The following is a 16,899-nucleotide window of genomic DNA, read 5'->3' as shown; positions in this document are numbered from 1 at the left end:
TTACGTTAACATTATCTGCAATAATAAAAGATTTATGCCTATCTGATGTTGCCTATATTTGGCACGAAAGTCTTTTTTAACGATATAAACCTTCTTTATAAATATAGGCTTCAACACTTTCAGGAACTATATACTTTATCGAACGACCCTTTTTTACTCGTTCCCGAATATCAGTTGAAGATATTTCGAGTTCTGGCGTCGCTAAGCGCTGAATACTGCGCCGCCCTTTAGCACCAAACTGCTTTATAACTTGATCAATGTAACTGATACAGCCAGGACGAGTAGCAGCTACAAAGTAACATAAGTCTAATAGTTGATCAATTTCCCGCCATGTAGGCAAATCCTTAACAGCATCTGCACCGGTAATAAAATAAAACTGAGTACTGGCACCATAGCAATCAATTAAAGCTCTGACAGTATCTACCGTATACGAGGGTCCAGAACGTTCAAGTTCGATGCCGGAGACAAAGAAGTGCGGATTAGAGTATGTAGCCATCACGGTCATAATATACCGATGAATTGCAGGTGTAACTAGGGACTCTTGCTTATGTGGCGGATTACTGGCAGGAATAAATAGAACCTTGTCCAGATTATATTCAATGCGGACAGCTTCAGCCGTTACTAAATGACCTACATGAATCGGGTCAAATGTTCCGCCCATAATACCTACTTTAGCTTTTGCGTGCGACATATATATCTGCCTTTCGGAAATATCCAAAAAATTCAAATTTATTTACATTATAACAAATGCTTGTCATTATGAAAAGGGCACTGTCAATTACTCAACCATTTTATTGCTATCCCGGCAGCTGCAATAACTCCGGTAATTACAAGCACAGCCCGAGCATAGTCGACAAAATCATGGCGCCCCTTAGGCGTTTGCATATAGTTTCGTACAGCATAATAGTAACCTGTTAGCTGTTTTATCTTATTCATAAGCTTCTACCTATAGCGTTTTTTAACGGACAGATCCTAATTTATAACCCATTAACAAACCATATTATTATTCAGCAATCGAAAAGCATTTCCTCCGGTCGCATGGCGAATGTCAAAAAAAGAAAACAAGATCGTCAGAAGCTGTGTAACTAACACAGCCCCATAACAATCCCATCTGTTATCACCGCATGACTATCTTATCTGACCATTTCCATTTATGACATACTTGATACTGGTAAGTTCAGGCAGTCCCATCGGCCCCCTAGCATGAAGTTTCTGAGTGCTTATCCCAATTTCGGCGCCAAAACCAAATTCAAAGCCATCGGTAAAGCGGGTTGATGCATTAACATAAACAGCAGCAGCATCCACTTCCTGCTGAAATCTTCTGGCATTGTTATAGTCCTTAGTAATTATAGCTTCCGAATGCCGTGTACTATATGCGGCAATATGCTCCAACGCCATATCTAAGCTGTCAACCACCCGTACGGCTAAGATTAAATCAAGAAATTCCGCTGCCCAATCGGACTCAGTAGCTCGTTTAACGGCTTGGTGATACTTCATGGTTTCATAGCAGCCTCTAAGCTCAACACCGGCCTGATGGTAACGTTCAAGCATATCCGGTAAAAATTCTGCTGCCACATCAGCATGAACCAGCAAGGTTTCCATGGCGTTACATACACCGGGGCGAGAGACCTTGGCATTAAAGGCAATTTCCTGAGCCATATCTAGATCGGCGGATTCATCAACAAAAGTGTGACAAACACCTGTACCTGTTTCGATAACGGGCACGGTACTATTTTCAACAACTGTTCTTATAAGTCCGGCACCGCCGCGGGGAATAATAACATCAAGATACTTGTTAAGTTTGAGCATGGCAGTTACCGCCTGACGATCAGTTGTGGAAACAAGCGCGATAGCTCCTTGAGGTATGCCGGTATCATAAGCCGCTTGCGCAATAACTGCGGTAACGGCGGTATTAGAGTTTATGGCTTCAGACCCACCACGCAAAATAACAGCATTCCCGGCTTTTAAACACAGTCCGGCAGCATCTACGGTAACATTCGGACGAGCTTCGTAGATAATGCCGATAACGCCCAACGGTACACGCACTTTGCTAATAGCGAGGCCGTTCTGGTTCTGCCAGCCAGTTAAAGTCTCACCGATAGGGTCAGGTAAAGCGGCAATCTGGCGCAGCCCATCTGCCATAGCTTTTATTCTTGCTTCGTTAAGCAACAGCCGATCAATAAGCGGCTTAGGCATACCGCTATTTTCTGCATTTGCAATGTCTTTTGCATTCGCAATAACAATTTGGCTGTGATTTTCCTCCAACGCCTTAGCCATAGCTAAAAGTGCCTGATTTTTTACCACCGTTGACAAAGTTGCTAATTTGCGGGCTGCTTGTTTGGCAACTCTGCCCTGGTCTTCAAGCTCGGTTATATAGTCCACACCTATCCTCTCCCTCTACACCAAGAGTACCAAATTGTCCCGGTGAATAATTTCATCATATGGTTTTGAACCAAGTAACTGAGTTATATCATGAGTATGTGCACCCATAATCTTTTTTACGTCTTCCGCACAATAATTGGTTATTCCGCGTGCCAATTCCCGGCCACCTTCATTGACTATACTAATTGTGTTTCCTTGTTCAAAGTCACCGTTAACATCAGTAACTCCAGCGGCCAGTAGACTGGATCCGCCTTCTAAAAGCGCTCGTTCACAGCCTGTATCTACTGTTACGCGTCCGCTTACACTGACACCAAAAGCCAGCCACCGTTTCCTGATTTGCAGACGGTTCTCCTTGGAAATAAAGATTGTACCTATATTATTCCCTTCTAATACCTCACGAACTATACCCTCTCGGCCGCCTGTAGCAATTACCATCGCTACACCGGAATTAACCGCAATTTTGGCAGCTTGAATCTTGGTATGCATGCCGCCTGTCCCGCGCATAGTGCCTGGCCCCCCGGCCAGTTCTTCGATGCCTGGGGTAATATCGGTAATTTCACTTAAGAGCACCGCCTTTGGATCTGTCTGAGGATTAGCGGTATAAACACCTTCTACATCTGACAAAATGATGAGCAAATCCGCGTCGATAATGCTGGCAACCATAGCTGACAGTGTATCATTGTCACCGATCTTAAGCTCATCAATGGAAACAGCGTCATTTTCATTGATAATGGGAATGACGCCCTGGTTTAAGAGCGCCATTAAAGTATTGCGGGAATTAGTGTAACGCTTACGGTTAACGGAATCGGCACGAGTCAATAAAACCTGACCGACAATTTGGCCATATTCACCAAACATTTTTTCATAAATATGAAGCAAAATTCCTTGCCCGACAGCAGCGGCCGCTTGCTTTTCCGGTATGGTCTTAGGCTTTTCTTTTAGCCCCAATCGATCCATACCGGCACCAACAGCACCGGAAGTAACCAAGATAATTTGTTTTCCTTGGTTCGCAAGATCTGATAATTCCCGGGCAAGTTTTTCAATGCGTAAAAGATTTAGTTTGCCTGTCGCATGAGTTAAAGTACTGGTGCCAACCTTAACAACAATGCGCTTGGCATTGCATAAATTTTCCCTGGTAAGCATAATAGCGACACTCCCCATTAATTACGGCAATTCTATTTTTGGTTTTTCCTCGTTCCTTTTATATAATAGGCCATTCCGTCCTATTACTTGTACAAGTTCCGCCTCGGTTGCTCTTGCCAGGCTGGCAATCGCCTCCTTGGGTTCTTCCGGACTGTTTTGCAATACCCTTACTTTTATAAGCTCTCTGGCCACGAGAACCTGTTCAGCACTCTCGATAACGGTATCAATAACACCACTTTTACCGATTTGTACAACAGGATCAAGCGTACTGCCCATTGCGCGCAAAAAACGCTTTTGCTTGCCTGTCAGTGTTGTTTCATTTGCTTGCAAAAATATAGCCTCCTATGGTCTAAACTCAAATTCCATATCAAGAATGCGAACAGTGTCCCCTTCTTGAATGCCACGTTCCCGCAGTGCCTCATCAATCTTCAGTCTGCGCCAAATAGCCTGGAACCGTTGTACGCCTTCATCATCGTTAAACCGGGTCATGGCAACAAGTTTTTCGATACCCTCACCGTTTACCACAAAGGCTCCGTCATCATCCCGTGTAATCGAGAATTCGTCTTCAGGCTTAGCCTCATATACCTTGGCATCTTCAATTTCTTCAGGTTCTTCAACATATTCAGCCAACAGCTGAGCCGCCCGCTGCATCAGAGCCTGAAGGCCTTCCCCGGTAGCTGCTGAAATTGGATAAATCTCATGTCCTAATTCAGCCATATAATCGGCCACTCGCTGGTAATTTTCCTGCGCTTCCGGCAGATCCATTTTATTCGCGGCAACAAGCTGCGGACGTTTAAACAATCTCTCATTGTATAATTTGAGCTCATTATTGATTTTGTGGAAATCTTCAATCGGGTCACGACCCTCGATACCTGAAACATCCAGCACATGAATCAATACCTTGGTACGCTCAATATGCCGTAAGAAGTCATGGCCTAAGCCCACCCCTTCATGGGCTCCCTCAATTAATCCAGGAATATCGGCAAGGACAAAGTTTTGGCCTTCGGCAATACTAACAACACCCAAAACAGGGGATAGAGTAGTAAAGTGATAAGCGGCAATTTCTGGCTTAGCCGCCGATACCATGGATAAAATACTTGATTTTCCCACACTGGGATAGCCAAGCAAACCAACATCGGCCAACAGTTTAAGTTCAAGTAAAAGAGTTTGTTCCTCGCCCGGTTCCCCGAGCTCAGCAAAGGTTGGCGCTCTGTGTACGCTGTTAACAAAACGGGCGTTACCCCGCCCTCCCCGGCCGCCTTTAGCTATAACTACTTTTTGTCCCGGCTCGGTAATGTCACCTAGTATCCGGCCAGTGGCTTCTTCTTTAATAATAGTTCCTGGCGGTACTTTAATCAGTAAATCTTCAGCGCCACGGCCGTGCATGTTGCTGGACTGGCCATTAGCACCGTTATCGGCTTTAAATATACGTTTATAGCGAAAATCAACAAGTGTATTAAGGTTTTCGTCTCCAATTAACACTACATTGGCACCGCGGCCGCCGTCGCCGCCGCTGGGGCCACCCTTGGGAACATATTTTTCCCTGCGAAAACTAGACATACCATTACCGCCGCTACCGGCTTTAACAGTTATCTTGGCTCTGTCGATAAACATTAGAAATCCCCTTGCGTTTTTTATATGTAATATGCGCGTTCAAGCTGCATTTTATCAATAATAGTCAGTTTTTCACGTCACCAGAGTTATAATTAGTCAGATATTTCATTTTGATAGGATAACAGAACATTCGATATCATATCTGGGTCATGTGCTAACTTTTCAATATATTGCAACGCCCGTTCATCCCGCCCCAGTTGAATTAGAGCATGAATAACCTGGAGATGATTCAAAAAATCATGACGCTGAATCCGGAGCAATTTTATCACATCCGAACATGATGCTACTTCAGAACAAGCTGTATTTGACATACTATCATCCTTCCAAATTGCAGCAGAATGATATACCCTTCGCTCCCACCAACAAAAATACCTGTTGATGTTCGGCAGTTTTCGTAAAATTTTATAAAAAAACCTGCGGTTCCAAGACCGCAGGTTTTTCTTACCCATCAGGATAAGTGCAACATCGGCTTTCGCTTTATCAAAAGCTTATCACAAGCCGTGTTCTTTTTACATAGCTTCTTCAGCTGCAGGATATACACTAATTTGCCGGTCATAACGGCCTTTACGCTCGAAAGCGACCTTGCCGGGAACCATGGCAAATAAGGTATCATCTTTGCCGATGCCTACGTTGTTACCGGGATGGAAATGGGTACCACGCTGACGCACCAGAATGCTGCCTGCGGTTACAACTTCACCGGCGTGACGCTTAACACCAAGACGTTTAGCCTCACTGTCGCGACCGTTACGGGAGCTGCCCACACCTTTTTTATGAGCAAATAACTGTAAGTCAAAAGAATTCAGTTTAAATTTTTCCATCTTGCTTTCACCTCCTGTGTCCAATAATGCGAACACTTTTAGGATATCTTTTGGCAATCTCGGTTAAACCAAGCAGCATTGTTTCAAGAATTGCATTTGTAAGATTGTCAGACTCCCCGATTAAGCTCATTTTGAGACCTTTCGCATTCTGGGTAAGATTAATATCTCTCCCAAGATGACGCTCAATCCCCATAATGGACGCTTGAACAAGGGAAGACACTCCGGCACATACAATATCCTGGCCATGTGGCCCGGCTTGCGCATGCCCTTGGATATAAAATCCGGAAATTGCCTGATTGTTATCTAAAGTTAATTCAACCGTAATCATTGTCTATGCATGAATCTTTTCAATGCGAACTTTGGTAAACGGTTGACGATGACCTTGGCGGCGGCGATAGTTAGCTTTAGCTTTGTATTTGAAAACCAAAATCTTTTTGCCTTTGCCATGAGCCACTACTTCAGCAGTAACTTTGGCGTTAGCTACCAGCGGTTTGCCGATAACTACCTCACCCTCTTTTACTACAGTCAAAACACGATCAAATTCAAAAGTCTGACCTTCAGCTGCTTCGATTTTTTCAATAGTGAGCACATCGCCTTCAGTTACGCGGTATTGTTTACCGCCTGTTTCAATAATAGCGTACATTAATTTTTGCACCTCCCCTGCGTTAGGACTCGCCAAATTCGGTACTTATATGCCAAGCATACAAGATTTAGGGAACCTCTCTGTGCGGTGGTGTAGACAATGCCTACATCATCAAATTTTAGCATATTGGTAATACTTTGTCAATCAGGTTTCCAGAGCAAAGAGAACATCTCCGGATTCATATTTTCAGTTGTCTCGACTAGCAAAGATCTGGCCGTTTCCTGCTCAAGACGTTTGAGTTCTCCCTGCTTTGTCAGAAAGTCGGCAACCTGCGGATGAACTTGGATTAACAACCTTCCGCCTGAGCGGGAACGTTTGTTGAGCTTTCTAATTTCCCGTTTGATATCTATGACTACAGTTTCCGGTGATTTGATCCGGCCTTTACCCAAACAACACGGGCATGGGCTGTAAAGCATGCCATTAATATTCTGCCTTGCTTTTTTTCTGGTCATTTCAACTAAACCCAAATTAGTAATACCTAAAACATTCGACTTTGTGCGGTCTTTCTTTAGTGCAAGCTCAAGTGCATTAAGCACCGCAGCACGCTGTTCGGGTTTATCCATATCGATAAAATCAATGATAATAATGCCACCGATGTCTCTTAACCTAAGCTGCCTGGCGATTTGCACCGCTGCCTCTAAGTTAGTTTGAAACACAGTTTCCGATAAGCTGATATTGCCAACAAACTTGCCGGTATTGACATCAATAACAGTTAATGCTTCGGTGTGATCAATAACCAGATAGCCACCACAAGTCAGCTCTACCCGGCGGTCACGCAGGCTTTCCAGTTGAACATTAAGGTTAAAACGGCAAAATATATCGTCATTTTGCCCTGTTGGATCATAAAGCGTAACACAATCAACCAATTCTGGTGATATGTATTTTAGCAAGTCAACAACCCGGTTATAGGCCTCCTGGCTGTCAATAACAAACTCTGAAACATCACTTGTCAGATAGTCGCGAACAATCCTGACAACTAGGTCTGCATCACGGTAAATAAGCGCTGGTGCGTTAATTCGTTTTGCCCGGTTGCTTAAGCTTGACCACATATTTGTCAAGTACGCCATATCTTTCATTAACTCGTCCTGGCTTTTACCTTCAGCTATAGTTCTAACTATAACTCCCATACCGGCCGGACGAATGCTTTCTGCAATCTGGCGCAGCCGATCCCGCTCGCTTTCCTCTTCAATGCGCCGCGAGATTCCAATATAATCGACTGTTGGCATAAGTACAATATACCGCCCAGGTAATGTCAGGCTAATAGTAGCCCGTGGTCCTTTATCGCCCATAGCATCTTTTGCTATCTGCACTAGTACATCCTGGCCGATAGTCAAATGCTGGCATGCCGCCTGGCGCCCGGCGTCTCCCATATATAAAAAAGCGTTTTTATCTCTTCCGATATCAACGAAAGCTGCCTGCATCCCGGGAAGAACATTCTTAACTCTGCCTTTATAGATATTACCTACCAGATGCCCGCTTTCGCTGCGTTCTACCGATATCTCCATAAGTTCATTATCTTCAAGCAATGCTACCCTGGTTTCTTCCGGTACAACGTTAGCAATTATAGTTTTCTTCATACTCCGTACCTTCTATTGTTGTTTTAAATGCGTTCAAGTGCCCTACAATTCAACAGGCGTCCTTCTCACCTTGCCGTCTGTTACAAACAGTCCTGTCCGATTAATTAATGCAGCGTTTTTATCAACTGGCAAGCCAAAATTATCAGTAAGCGAAGCAATTACTTCCGCGGGTTTGACACTTCCTCCGGGAGTTATCCGAATCGAAAGGTTAATTACTAACGCCTGTCGGTTATCTGCCGCCAATTTTGCAACAGCGGGGGCGGCGAGATATTCCTTAATATCAATTTCACGCCTTCCTTTGGGCGATTGTTTAACATAGATTACTTCAACTTCATTATTGAATTGCTCTATACTTCTTAAGGCAGCATCCAGCACCCCATCCGGTAACAACGGCACACTAATTTCATATGTGGCCAGATTAACTATAGCCATGAGGGCTTGGCTGCGCAGTCCCATATATTGGGCAGATTTTAATTCAATACCGGCAGGCAACTGTGGTGTAAGACGAGCAGACACATCGGCAATTGCCATTTCTTCATTCAATTCTAAATCAAGATATTCTGCCTCACTCGTTACCCCTACAGCCAATGCTGACGCAAACGCAAGTTTCATATGTGGGTTAAACCCTTCAGAGTAAGCTACCGGTAGTTTAGCGCGACGAGCGGCACGTTCAATTGTTCCGGCAAAATCCAAATGAGAAACATAACGAATTTCGCCGCCTTTGGTTATTTTAAGCCGCAACTTAGCCATTATGCCTGCCCCCAATCTACTACTTTAACACTAAGATCCTGGCAGACGCCACAGGCACCGCACAGTTCACGACGGCAGTCCGGCGTAAAGGCTGCTTTTTGCGCAGCTTGCCACTCTCTTGTCAGAAAGGCCTTGTCCACTCCGGAAGAAAGATGTTCCCATGGTAAATATTCATCCAGCTCCCGTTCGCGACTGGCGTAATCAGCCGGGTCAATCTTTTCAGCCGTAAACGCGTCCATCCACGCATCAAATTTAAAATGCTCAGACCACCCGTCGAATTTAACCCCGTTTTGCCACGCTCTTAACAGTACCTTACCCAACCGGCGGTCGCCGCGGGAAAATACGCCTTCAAGAAAGCTAGTGGGTGCATCATGCCAATGTAACGAAATACTGCGGTCTTTAATAAGTGATCGTAATAGTCTTTGCTTACGTTCAATTTCTTCAATTGAATTTTGGCCAAACCACTGGAATGCGGTATGGGGTTTAGGCACAAACGAAGACACACTGACAGTTACTTTTGCGCCTTTACGCCCTTTTATTTGTTTATAGAGATCGGCAACTCGCTGAGCCAATGCAGCAATGCCTTCAATGTCTTCATCTGTTTCAGTTGGCAGGCCAATCATAAAATAAAGCTTAATTGTTGACCAACCTGATTTAAAGGCGGCGCTTACGGCTTCAGTAAGATTTTCTTCGGTAACACCTTTATTAATCACATCTCTTAACCGCTGAGTTCCGGCCTCAGGTGCAAAGGTCAAGCCGCTTTTCCTCACCTGTTGTACCTGTTTCGCCAGATCTATGGAAAAACTATCAATCCGAAGGGACGGTAGTGATACACTTACGCCCTGCTGTTTGAACCGCTCAATCAACTGAGTAATTAACGGGCTAAGACAGGAATAGTCCGCTGAACTTAATGACACCAGTGATATTTCGTTATAACCGGTATTATCTATAAGTTCCTGGACGTAGTTTATGAGTGTTTCCATCTTACGTTCCCGGACAGGACGATAAAGTACACCGGCCTGGCAAAACCGACAGCCACGTGTACATCCCCTGAATAATTCCAGCATTATGCGGTCATGAACAATTTCGATAAACGGAACGACGGGTTTTGTTGCAAAAGTTACGTTATCCAAATCTTGAATTACCCGTTTAACGATAACAGGATTTGTTTCCGGCACTACTGGCTGTAAGGCTTGCGTCTTTCCACAGCTGTCATATTCTTCACGATAAAAACTAGGAACATATATCCCCTGGAGTGTGGCAAGTTTTTTAAGAATTGCCGGCTTGCCTCCCAGCTTGTCCTGCTGTTTCCATCGGGCAATAGCGGCAGCTACTTCCCCAATAACTTCTTCTGCTTCACCTAGAATAAAAAAATCCACAAAGTCAGCCATAGGTTCGGCATTAAAGGCACAAGGACCGCCGCAAACTACCAGCGGCTGACTTTCATCGCGTTCAGCAGCTAAAAGCGGTATACCGGCTAGGTCAAGCATATTAAGCACATTACTGTAACTCAATTCATACTGTAAAGAAAAGCCGACGATATCGGCCATGTCTACCGGCCTTTTTGTTTCAAGCGTGTATAGCTTAACTCCCTCCGCTCTCATTTCAGCTTCCATGTCTGTCCAAGGAGCATATACACGCTCCGCAAAAGTATCCTGGCGGTTATTCAATACTTGATATAATATTTTAAGACCAAGGTTAGACATGCCCACTTCATACACATCCGGCATCGCTAACACAAAATTCACTATGTAAGTATCAACTTCTTTTATTACACTGTTCCACTCATGGCCAGTATAACGGGCTGGTTTCATCACCCGGCTCAAAACAGCAGGGCTTACAGGTTCTAAGGAATGCATATGTACCTCCAAAATATAGCTATAAAAATTATTATGTATTTTTCTAATGGAAATATCAAGACTTATTTTTTCCATCTTGATTATATTTGAAACCTCGTATAGAAAACAGCTGCTTATAGAAACTCTTTTATTCTTGCTTTTATCCCCCTTTTAAGTAACCCTTCCCACACTTGGGTCTCAGTTAATGCCCCGCATAGTTCAAAATTACGATTAATAATATGGACGATATTATATTGTTCTGGACCAAATAGGCGGATAACATCTTTGATTATTGTACTTTCCATAGCGGTAAGATGATTTGTAGGCATAACTCCGCTACTGGTAAGTTCTGCTTTTTTATTAGCCAAAATACGCAATGCTCTAAATCCGGCTAAATTGTTTTCCGTTCGGGCAGTAAGAAGTAAAAATCCCGCTGCAACAAGCAAAGTTAAATTCAAAGTACTATACAACCAATAGCTCACACCTGCCCAGAGGAGCAACATGCAGCTAATTACATAACTAAGTGTCACAACAATAGCTGTGGCGTCACGGTAATCGCGCCTGCCTGTTAAAATAGCCCGTAAAATTCTACCCCCATCAAGCGGCAACGCCGGCAGCAAGTTAAAACCTGCCAGCATGATATTAACTTCCCCATAAAAAGTAAGCAGTTCCCGCCCTGGGCCTGCTCCAGCCATACCAGTATAACATAAAACCGCCAGACCTATGCTTGCCAGCGGTCCGGCGGCTGCTATCATGATTTCACTGGCCGCTCCGGCATCCGCTAAACGGTCAATGCGCGCTACGGCTCCAAACGGTAGCAATTCCACTTGTCTCACCTTGTAGCCTAAGCCGCCCGCCATTAGTGCATGTGCCAGTTCATGCCATAAGACAGCACTAAATATCAGCAGTACTTTGCTGGCAAGACCGGCAATGCTAAACAATACAATCAAAACTAAGAACCAATTATTTACTACGATCTCAACACCTGCTATTTTACCGGTCCGCATATTTCACTTCCTTAATTTGCTTTTTCTCCCTTGAACCTTGATACCGGATCAAGAGCTTTACCATTTTCCCGTAACTCGAAATAGAGAACAGGCTGATCAGAGCCTGTTTTGGCAACCCTCGCCACTATTTGTCCTTGACTTACATCATCGCCTTCTTTTACTACAATATCCGCCAAATATCCATAAATGGTCTCAATACCCTGGCCATGCTCTATAATAAGCATTTTACCAAAATGGGTACTATCAGTAACAATTTTAACTTTTCCGGTAGCTGCCGCTCTTACACCAGAGCCCGCCGGCGCAGCAATATCAATACCTTCCCGCATTGTTTCCGGCTTAACCGACGGATTAGCTTGCTGCCAGCCAAATTGATTCACTATCTGCCCTTCAGCAGGCTTCGTCATATACAGCAAGGGATCTGCCGGCCTTGATATAGTTGTCTGCACTTGTTTTAGTACTGGTATTCCCGATATATTAGCGGCATTCGGCCAATAGGTATTAACATATTCTATAGTCCTAGCCGTATAATACATAAAATCAGTTTGAGTGGCTAACATTTGACGTACAGCCCCGGTTACTTCCTGTCCAATCCTGGTATTCGATACATGAGCGCTATAAACCACGGCGAATAGCGCTAGGGCTGCAACCGTTTTTTTAAGCCAAGTATAATCAGGTTCATCATCATAATACGACTGCCAATTTTTCTCATTATTACGGCCAGTAAACTGCCAGCTGTTTTTCATACGGTTCCATAATTTTGTCATTCCAAGCCCTCCATAAAACCGGCTCAAACTATTCTTATGGAATATATATGAAAAAAACTCAGAATTATAACTATGAAAACTAGCATGTTTAATTGACAAAAAAATAAAAATAAGAAACGGCCAGATCACTTTGTGAAAAGTAACCCGGCCTATGTTCAAAACAGTATCTTTTGCCTTCGCATATAGATATTTAATAGTATACCAATACTAAATAAGTTTGTGGTTAACGCGCTTACTCCATAACTCATGAGTGGTAATGGAATGCCTGTAACCGGCATAATACCTGCTGTCATCCCGACGTTAACCAACAAATGGAAGGCTAGCATGGAGGTAATACCTGTTGCCAGCAATGTACCGAAATTATCGCGTGCCGCTCCGGCTATTTTAACACCCCGGTAAAGTAAAATCAGGTATAATAGCAAAATCAGTGTAGCGCCAACAAATCCTAATTCTTCCCCTATAACAGCAAATATAAAATCAGTATGGTTCTCAGGCAAAAAATTCAATTGACTCTGTGTGCCGTTAAACAGGCCCTTCCCGAACAGCATACCGGATCCGATAGCGATCTTAGACTGAATGATATGATACCCTGACCCCAAAGGATCAACATTAGGATCAATAAATACCGTCAGCCTTTTTTTCTGATAATCTTTTAAAAAGTGCCAAAAAACTGGTAGAATCGCAAGACCCGCACCAAATATCATCATTAAATGACGCGTGCTAATACCAGCTACAAAAATCATACCAAACAATATGGCCAGAAATACAAGCGAAGTGCCAAGGTCAGGCTGTTTCAGTACCAGGAGAAAAGGAATGCCAACATAGATAAACACCGGTATTATTTCTTTAAATGAATTAAGTCTGCCTGAACGTTTGTCAAGTATTTGAGCCAAAGAGATAATCATTATAATCTTAGAAAACTCCGATGGCTGTAAACTTATCGGTCCAATCTGAATCCATCGCTGGGCCCCCAATGCCGATTGGCCGACAAACATAACAGCAAGCAGCATGATTAGGTTAAAAGCATATAAAAAGCCCGAAAACTTTTCAAGGGATTTGTAGTCAAAATTTAACATAATAAAAATAAGAATCATATTAGCCAGGGCAAACAGTCCTTGGCGCTGTACATACCAATATCGGTCCTCGCTGGGATTATTTATATGAGTAGCACTGCCAATGATAACGAGACTTATAAGTATAATCAGAACAGTAACACCAATAAGTATAAAATCCAAATTGCGCAAAAGGCGCTGGTTAAGCATACCCACTTACCTTCTCTCTAACAATGTCTTATATATTATAATAGTATTTCCCGCCTACGTCCAGTATAGTGAGTAAAGAAAAAAGCAGAGCAAAAAATCTTTACTCTGCTTTCGGTGATTTATTCTCCTGGTGAAACACTGCGTTTCATACGATTGACAGGAATATTAGCTACCAAAGCTACTTGCGTATTGGTCTTGGTTAAGCTAATTTCCATTTCAGTTTCGTTGATATCCATGTAATTTGAAATCACTTTAATCATATCATCTTTAATTACTTCCATAAATTGCGGCGAAACATTAACGCGATCATGTACCAATACAAACCTAAGCCGCTCTTTAGCAATATTCTTAGAACCTTGCGGTTCTTTACCAAACAATTTTTGAATCAGCTCGAACACCTTGCTCCCCCCCTAAGCTGCTAACTAAAATCCCAACACTTTCTTGAATCTGCCCCAAAAACTTTCATTTGTTTCCATCGTCATAAGCGGAACATTTTCACCCATTAGCCGGCGTACAATATTCCGGTAAGCGGTGCTTGCCAAGGCTGTTGCGTTGGTAACTGCCGGTTCACCCCGGTTAGTTGAAATTACGATGTATTCATCCTCGGGAATTATCCCCAGCAAATCAACTGCCAAAATTTCGATGATATCATCAATATCCATCATATCACCTTTTTTTACCATAAGCGGTCTAATGCGGTTTACAATGAGTTTAGGATTATGCTTGCCTTCCGATTCTAATAGTCCAATAATTCTATCAGCATCCCGCACGGCCGATACTTCCGGAGTAGTAACAATAATAGCCCTGTCGGCGCCTGCAATAGCGTTTTTAAAACCTTGTTCAATCCCAGCCGGACAATCAATAATTACATAATCAAATTCTTGTGCCAAATCCTTGCACAATTGCTGCATTTGATCAGGCGTAACCGCATTTTTATCTCTGGTTTGAGCCGCCGGTAAAAGATACAATGTTTCGTAACGCTTGTCCCGAATAAGTGCTTGCTTTAAACGGCAGTTGCCTTCGGTAACATCCACCAAATCATATACAATTCGATTTTCTAAACCCATAACAACATCAAGATTCCGCAATCCGATATCGGCATCTACAAGAACAACTTTTTTCCCTTGCAAAGCAAAACCAGTCCCCAGGTTAGCGGTTGTTGTTGTTTTACCAACACCACCCTTACCTGATGTAATAACGATTACTTCCCCCATCTATGTACCTCCTATTAATCGGTCAGCTTATCCGCCGGTTCAATAATTACAACATCGCCAGCAATACGTGCCGTCTCCCGGTAGGCAGGCTCGTCCTGGGTATCCGGAGCCCGGGCAATAATTCCGGCAATACGGAGTTGTCCTGCAATCAGTCTGTCAGCCGTAATTGTAGCAGTTTGATCACCGTTAACCCCGGCATGAGCCAAGCCCCGACAAGTTCCCTGGATAACAATATTGCCGCCGGCAATTACCTCGGCTCCAGGGTTGACATCACCCATCACAATAACAGAACCCTTGAACACTACCCGCTGCCCGCCGCGCAGCATTCTTGATATGATTAAAGTTTGTCCACCCTCAGCCTCTTGTCGGTACTCCACGGGAACATCCCCGACTTGAACTTCGGTAAGGTCTGTCTCTTCTGCGGGTGGCAGCAGCTCAGGTTCAAGCCGTTCCTGTAAATTTAACCCGTAGTCAGCTAGCAGATTAATCAGCTTCCGCCGCTCATCGCCTGTTAACACGTCGTTATCCGACGATATGCGTACACCGGTATTACCGGTAAAAAAATGTGCAGCCGATTCCAGCTTATCTTTTAGTTGCTCTAATATTGCAGAAAAATCGGCAGACTGATTTATCACCAATTCGAGGCCAGCTTTGCCTCCCTTAAATACTACATCCTCCCGCATTATCTTCTCCTAAATTTTACCATGAGTTATTATCTATATGTCAACTAAAATTCGCCTTTTTTGCAAAATTTCCTGCAGAAATAATGCAGCCTCACAGTAAAATTGGATAAAATGCAGGTATTGGGAATGTAGTGAGGAATATTATAGTTATGTTATGGAGGTCTCTATATGATAAATACTTTAGCAAAAATCTCAGACTGGCTGGGACAACATATGTTTCTGATCGTATTATCCGCTTTATTTATCGGTTTTGTAACTCCTATTTCTGACTCTCCGGCTCTGCGTGTAATAGTAATTGGTTCTTTTGCCTATATGACATTTGTAACTGCTTTAGGCACAAGTCTAAAAGAGTTTCTGCGAGTACTTACAAAACCAGTCGTTCCCCTTTGGATACTATTTCTGATCCATATCGTCTCACCGCTTATTGCCTGGGCCGCCGGACTGCTTATCTTTCCTGATGCTCATTATACTCAGTTGGGCTACTTGGTAGGCGCATCAACCCCTATTGGCGTAACTTCTGTTATTTGGACAGCGTTAACCCACGGTAATGTTTCGGTAGCTTTGGTGGCCGTTACACTTGATACTCTCATTGTTCCGATACTGTTGCCTTTTTTCTTTAAAGTTGCCATTGGTCAGGCATTACATATCGATTATGCGCAAATGATGATAGAATTGTTGGCTATGATAACAATACCAAGTGTAGTCGGAATGGTTCTGCATGATTATAGCACGCAATTGGTGACTCCCTCGATTAAAACGGTTGCTAATTTTGTTTCAAAAATTGCCTTCTTTGTCGTAATATTTATTAATGCGGCCATAGTAGGCCCCGATATAAATTGGGATTTATCAACGCTAAAAATAGTTTCCGTTACAATGCTTCTGGTTGCCGGAGGATATTTTACCGGCTATCTAGGCTCCTATATACTCAAAAAACCCACAAGAGAAACGGCGTTGGCCATGATTTATTGTGTTGGACTGCGTAATATCAGTTTTGGCATGGTGCTCGCGCTAGGATTCTTTCCTCCGCCAGTTGCCATTCCAATTACTATGTTTATGTTGTTTCAGCAACCATTTGCAGCAATCATACCTCACTTTTTCCGCAAAGCTAATAACAACACTTAACTATATTGCTTTTTAGTCTTTTGGGCGTCATTATGTTCTTCTAAAAACACCCGAATTACGCATGTTCAAACTTGATATTTGT

General features: G+C 43.3%; 20 protein-coding genes. 1 reads left to right on the top strand and 19 read right to left on the bottom strand.

Annotated elements, in window-relative coordinates:
• Positions 1–76: 76 nt before the first annotated feature.
• The 19 genes from nadD to minC form a co-directional block, all read right to left on the bottom strand.
• Positions 77–691, bottom strand: coding sequence for a nicotinate-nucleotide adenylyltransferase (gene nadD / locus SRRS_RS10610; protein ID WP_371368620.1), 615 nt, complete (start codon positions 689–691; stop codon positions 77–79).
• A gap of 83 nt (positions 692–774) precedes the next feature.
• A complete protein-coding gene (locus SRRS_RS10605; protein WP_371368618.1) occupies positions 775–936 on the bottom strand; it encodes a hypothetical protein in 162 nt (53 codons plus the stop codon).
• Positions 937–1,128: 192 nt separating this feature from the next.
• Positions 1,129–2,382: a glutamate-5-semialdehyde dehydrogenase gene (locus SRRS_RS10600; RefSeq protein ID WP_371368616.1), complete on the bottom strand. Its 1,254-nt coding sequence runs from the start codon at positions 2,380–2,382 to the stop codon at positions 1,129–1,131.
• A gap of 15 nt (positions 2,383–2,397) precedes the next feature.
• Positions 2,398–3,525, bottom strand: coding sequence for a glutamate 5-kinase (gene proB / locus SRRS_RS10595; RefSeq protein ID WP_371368614.1), 1,128 nt, complete (start codon positions 3,523–3,525; stop codon positions 2,398–2,400).
• A gap of 21 nt (positions 3,526–3,546) precedes the next feature.
• Positions 3,547–3,855: a ribosome assembly RNA-binding protein YhbY gene (gene yhbY / locus SRRS_RS10590; RefSeq protein WP_371368612.1), complete on the bottom strand. Its 309-nt coding sequence runs from the start codon at positions 3,853–3,855 to the stop codon at positions 3,547–3,549.
• A gap of 12 nt (positions 3,856–3,867) precedes the next feature.
• Entirely contained in the window at positions 3,868–5,139 is a 1,272-nt protein-coding gene (gene obgE, locus SRRS_RS10585) for a GTPase ObgE (protein WP_371368611.1), read from the bottom strand.
• Between the two features lie 92 nt (positions 5,140–5,231).
• Positions 5,232–5,450 (bottom strand): Spo0B domain-containing protein, encoded by a 219-nt coding sequence (locus SRRS_RS10580; RefSeq protein WP_371368609.1) that lies wholly within the window; start codon positions 5,448–5,450, stop codon positions 5,232–5,234.
• Between the two features lie 198 nt (positions 5,451–5,648).
• Positions 5,649–5,957 carry a 50S ribosomal protein L27 gene (gene rpmA / locus SRRS_RS10575; protein ID WP_371368607.1) on the bottom strand — a complete coding sequence of 103 codons (309 nt, stop codon included), beginning with the start codon at positions 5,955–5,957 and terminating at the stop codon, positions 5,649–5,651.
• Positions 5,958–5,964: 7 nt separating this feature from the next.
• Entirely contained in the window at positions 5,965–6,285 is a 321-nt protein-coding gene (locus tag SRRS_RS10570; protein WP_371368606.1) for a ribosomal-processing cysteine protease Prp, read from the bottom strand.
• A 3-nt stretch (positions 6,286–6,288) separates the two neighbouring features.
• Positions 6,289–6,600, bottom strand: a complete 312-nt coding sequence (gene rplU, locus SRRS_RS10565) for a 50S ribosomal protein L21 (protein ID WP_371368604.1) — start codon at positions 6,598–6,600, stop codon at positions 6,289–6,291.
• 140 nt (positions 6,601–6,740) lie between these two features.
• Positions 6,741–8,177 carry a ribonuclease E/G gene (locus SRRS_RS10560; protein ID WP_371368602.1) on the bottom strand — a complete coding sequence of 479 codons (1,437 nt, stop codon included), beginning with the start codon at positions 8,175–8,177 and terminating at the stop codon, positions 6,741–6,743.
• Between the two features lie 42 nt (positions 8,178–8,219).
• On the bottom strand, positions 8,220–8,927 hold the full coding sequence (locus tag SRRS_RS10555; RefSeq protein ID WP_371368600.1) for a TIGR03936 family radical SAM-associated protein: 708 nt from the start codon (positions 8,925–8,927) through the stop codon (positions 8,220–8,222).
• A complete protein-coding gene (locus SRRS_RS10550) occupies positions 8,927–10,786 on the bottom strand; it encodes a TIGR03960 family B12-binding radical SAM protein (protein ID WP_371368598.1) in 1,860 nt (619 codons plus the stop codon). Before SRRS_RS10550 ends, SRRS_RS10555 begins: the two co-directional genes overlap by 1 nt.
• 113 nt (positions 10,787–10,899) lie before the next feature.
• A complete protein-coding gene (locus tag SRRS_RS10545; RefSeq protein WP_371368596.1) occupies positions 10,900–11,772 on the bottom strand; it encodes a M50 family metallopeptidase in 873 nt (290 codons plus the stop codon).
• A gap of 11 nt (positions 11,773–11,783) precedes the next feature.
• Complete coding sequence (locus SRRS_RS10540; RefSeq protein ID WP_371368594.1) at positions 11,784–12,536, bottom strand: peptidoglycan DD-metalloendopeptidase family protein; 753 nt, start codon at positions 12,534–12,536, stop codon at positions 11,784–11,786.
• Between the two features lie 155 nt (positions 12,537–12,691).
• Positions 12,692–13,798: a rod shape-determining protein RodA gene (rodA, locus tag SRRS_RS10535; RefSeq protein ID WP_371368592.1), complete on the bottom strand. Its 1,107-nt coding sequence runs from the start codon at positions 13,796–13,798 to the stop codon at positions 12,692–12,694.
• A 119-nt stretch (positions 13,799–13,917) separates the two neighbouring features.
• A complete protein-coding gene (gene minE / locus SRRS_RS10530; RefSeq protein ID WP_371368590.1) occupies positions 13,918–14,196 on the bottom strand; it encodes a cell division topological specificity factor MinE in 279 nt (92 codons plus the stop codon).
• 24 nt (positions 14,197–14,220) lie between these two features.
• Positions 14,221–15,012 (bottom strand): septum site-determining protein MinD, encoded by a 792-nt coding sequence (gene minD / locus SRRS_RS10525; RefSeq protein ID WP_371368588.1) that lies wholly within the window; start codon positions 15,010–15,012, stop codon positions 14,221–14,223.
• Positions 15,013–15,026: 14 nt separating this feature from the next.
• Positions 15,027–15,695, bottom strand: coding sequence for a septum site-determining protein MinC (gene minC, locus SRRS_RS10520; RefSeq protein WP_371368586.1), 669 nt, complete (start codon positions 15,693–15,695; stop codon positions 15,027–15,029).
• A gap of 168 nt (positions 15,696–15,863) precedes the next feature.
• Here minC and SRRS_RS10515 point away from each other — a divergent pair, with 168 nt between their 5' ends.
• A complete protein-coding gene (locus SRRS_RS10515; RefSeq protein WP_371368584.1) occupies positions 15,864–16,817 on the top strand; it encodes a bile acid:sodium symporter family protein in 954 nt (317 codons plus the stop codon).
• The last annotated feature ends 82 nt before the right edge of the window (positions 16,818–16,899 follow it).

The sequence above is a fragment of the Sporomusa rhizae genome, from assembly GCF_041428845.1.
In the GTDB taxonomy this organism is placed as follows: domain Bacteria; phylum Bacillota; class Negativicutes; order Sporomusales; family Sporomusaceae; genus Sporomusa; species Sporomusa rhizae.
The sequence above is the reverse complement of the archived record's forward strand: the minus strand, read 5'-3'. Positions and strand labels throughout refer to the sequence as shown.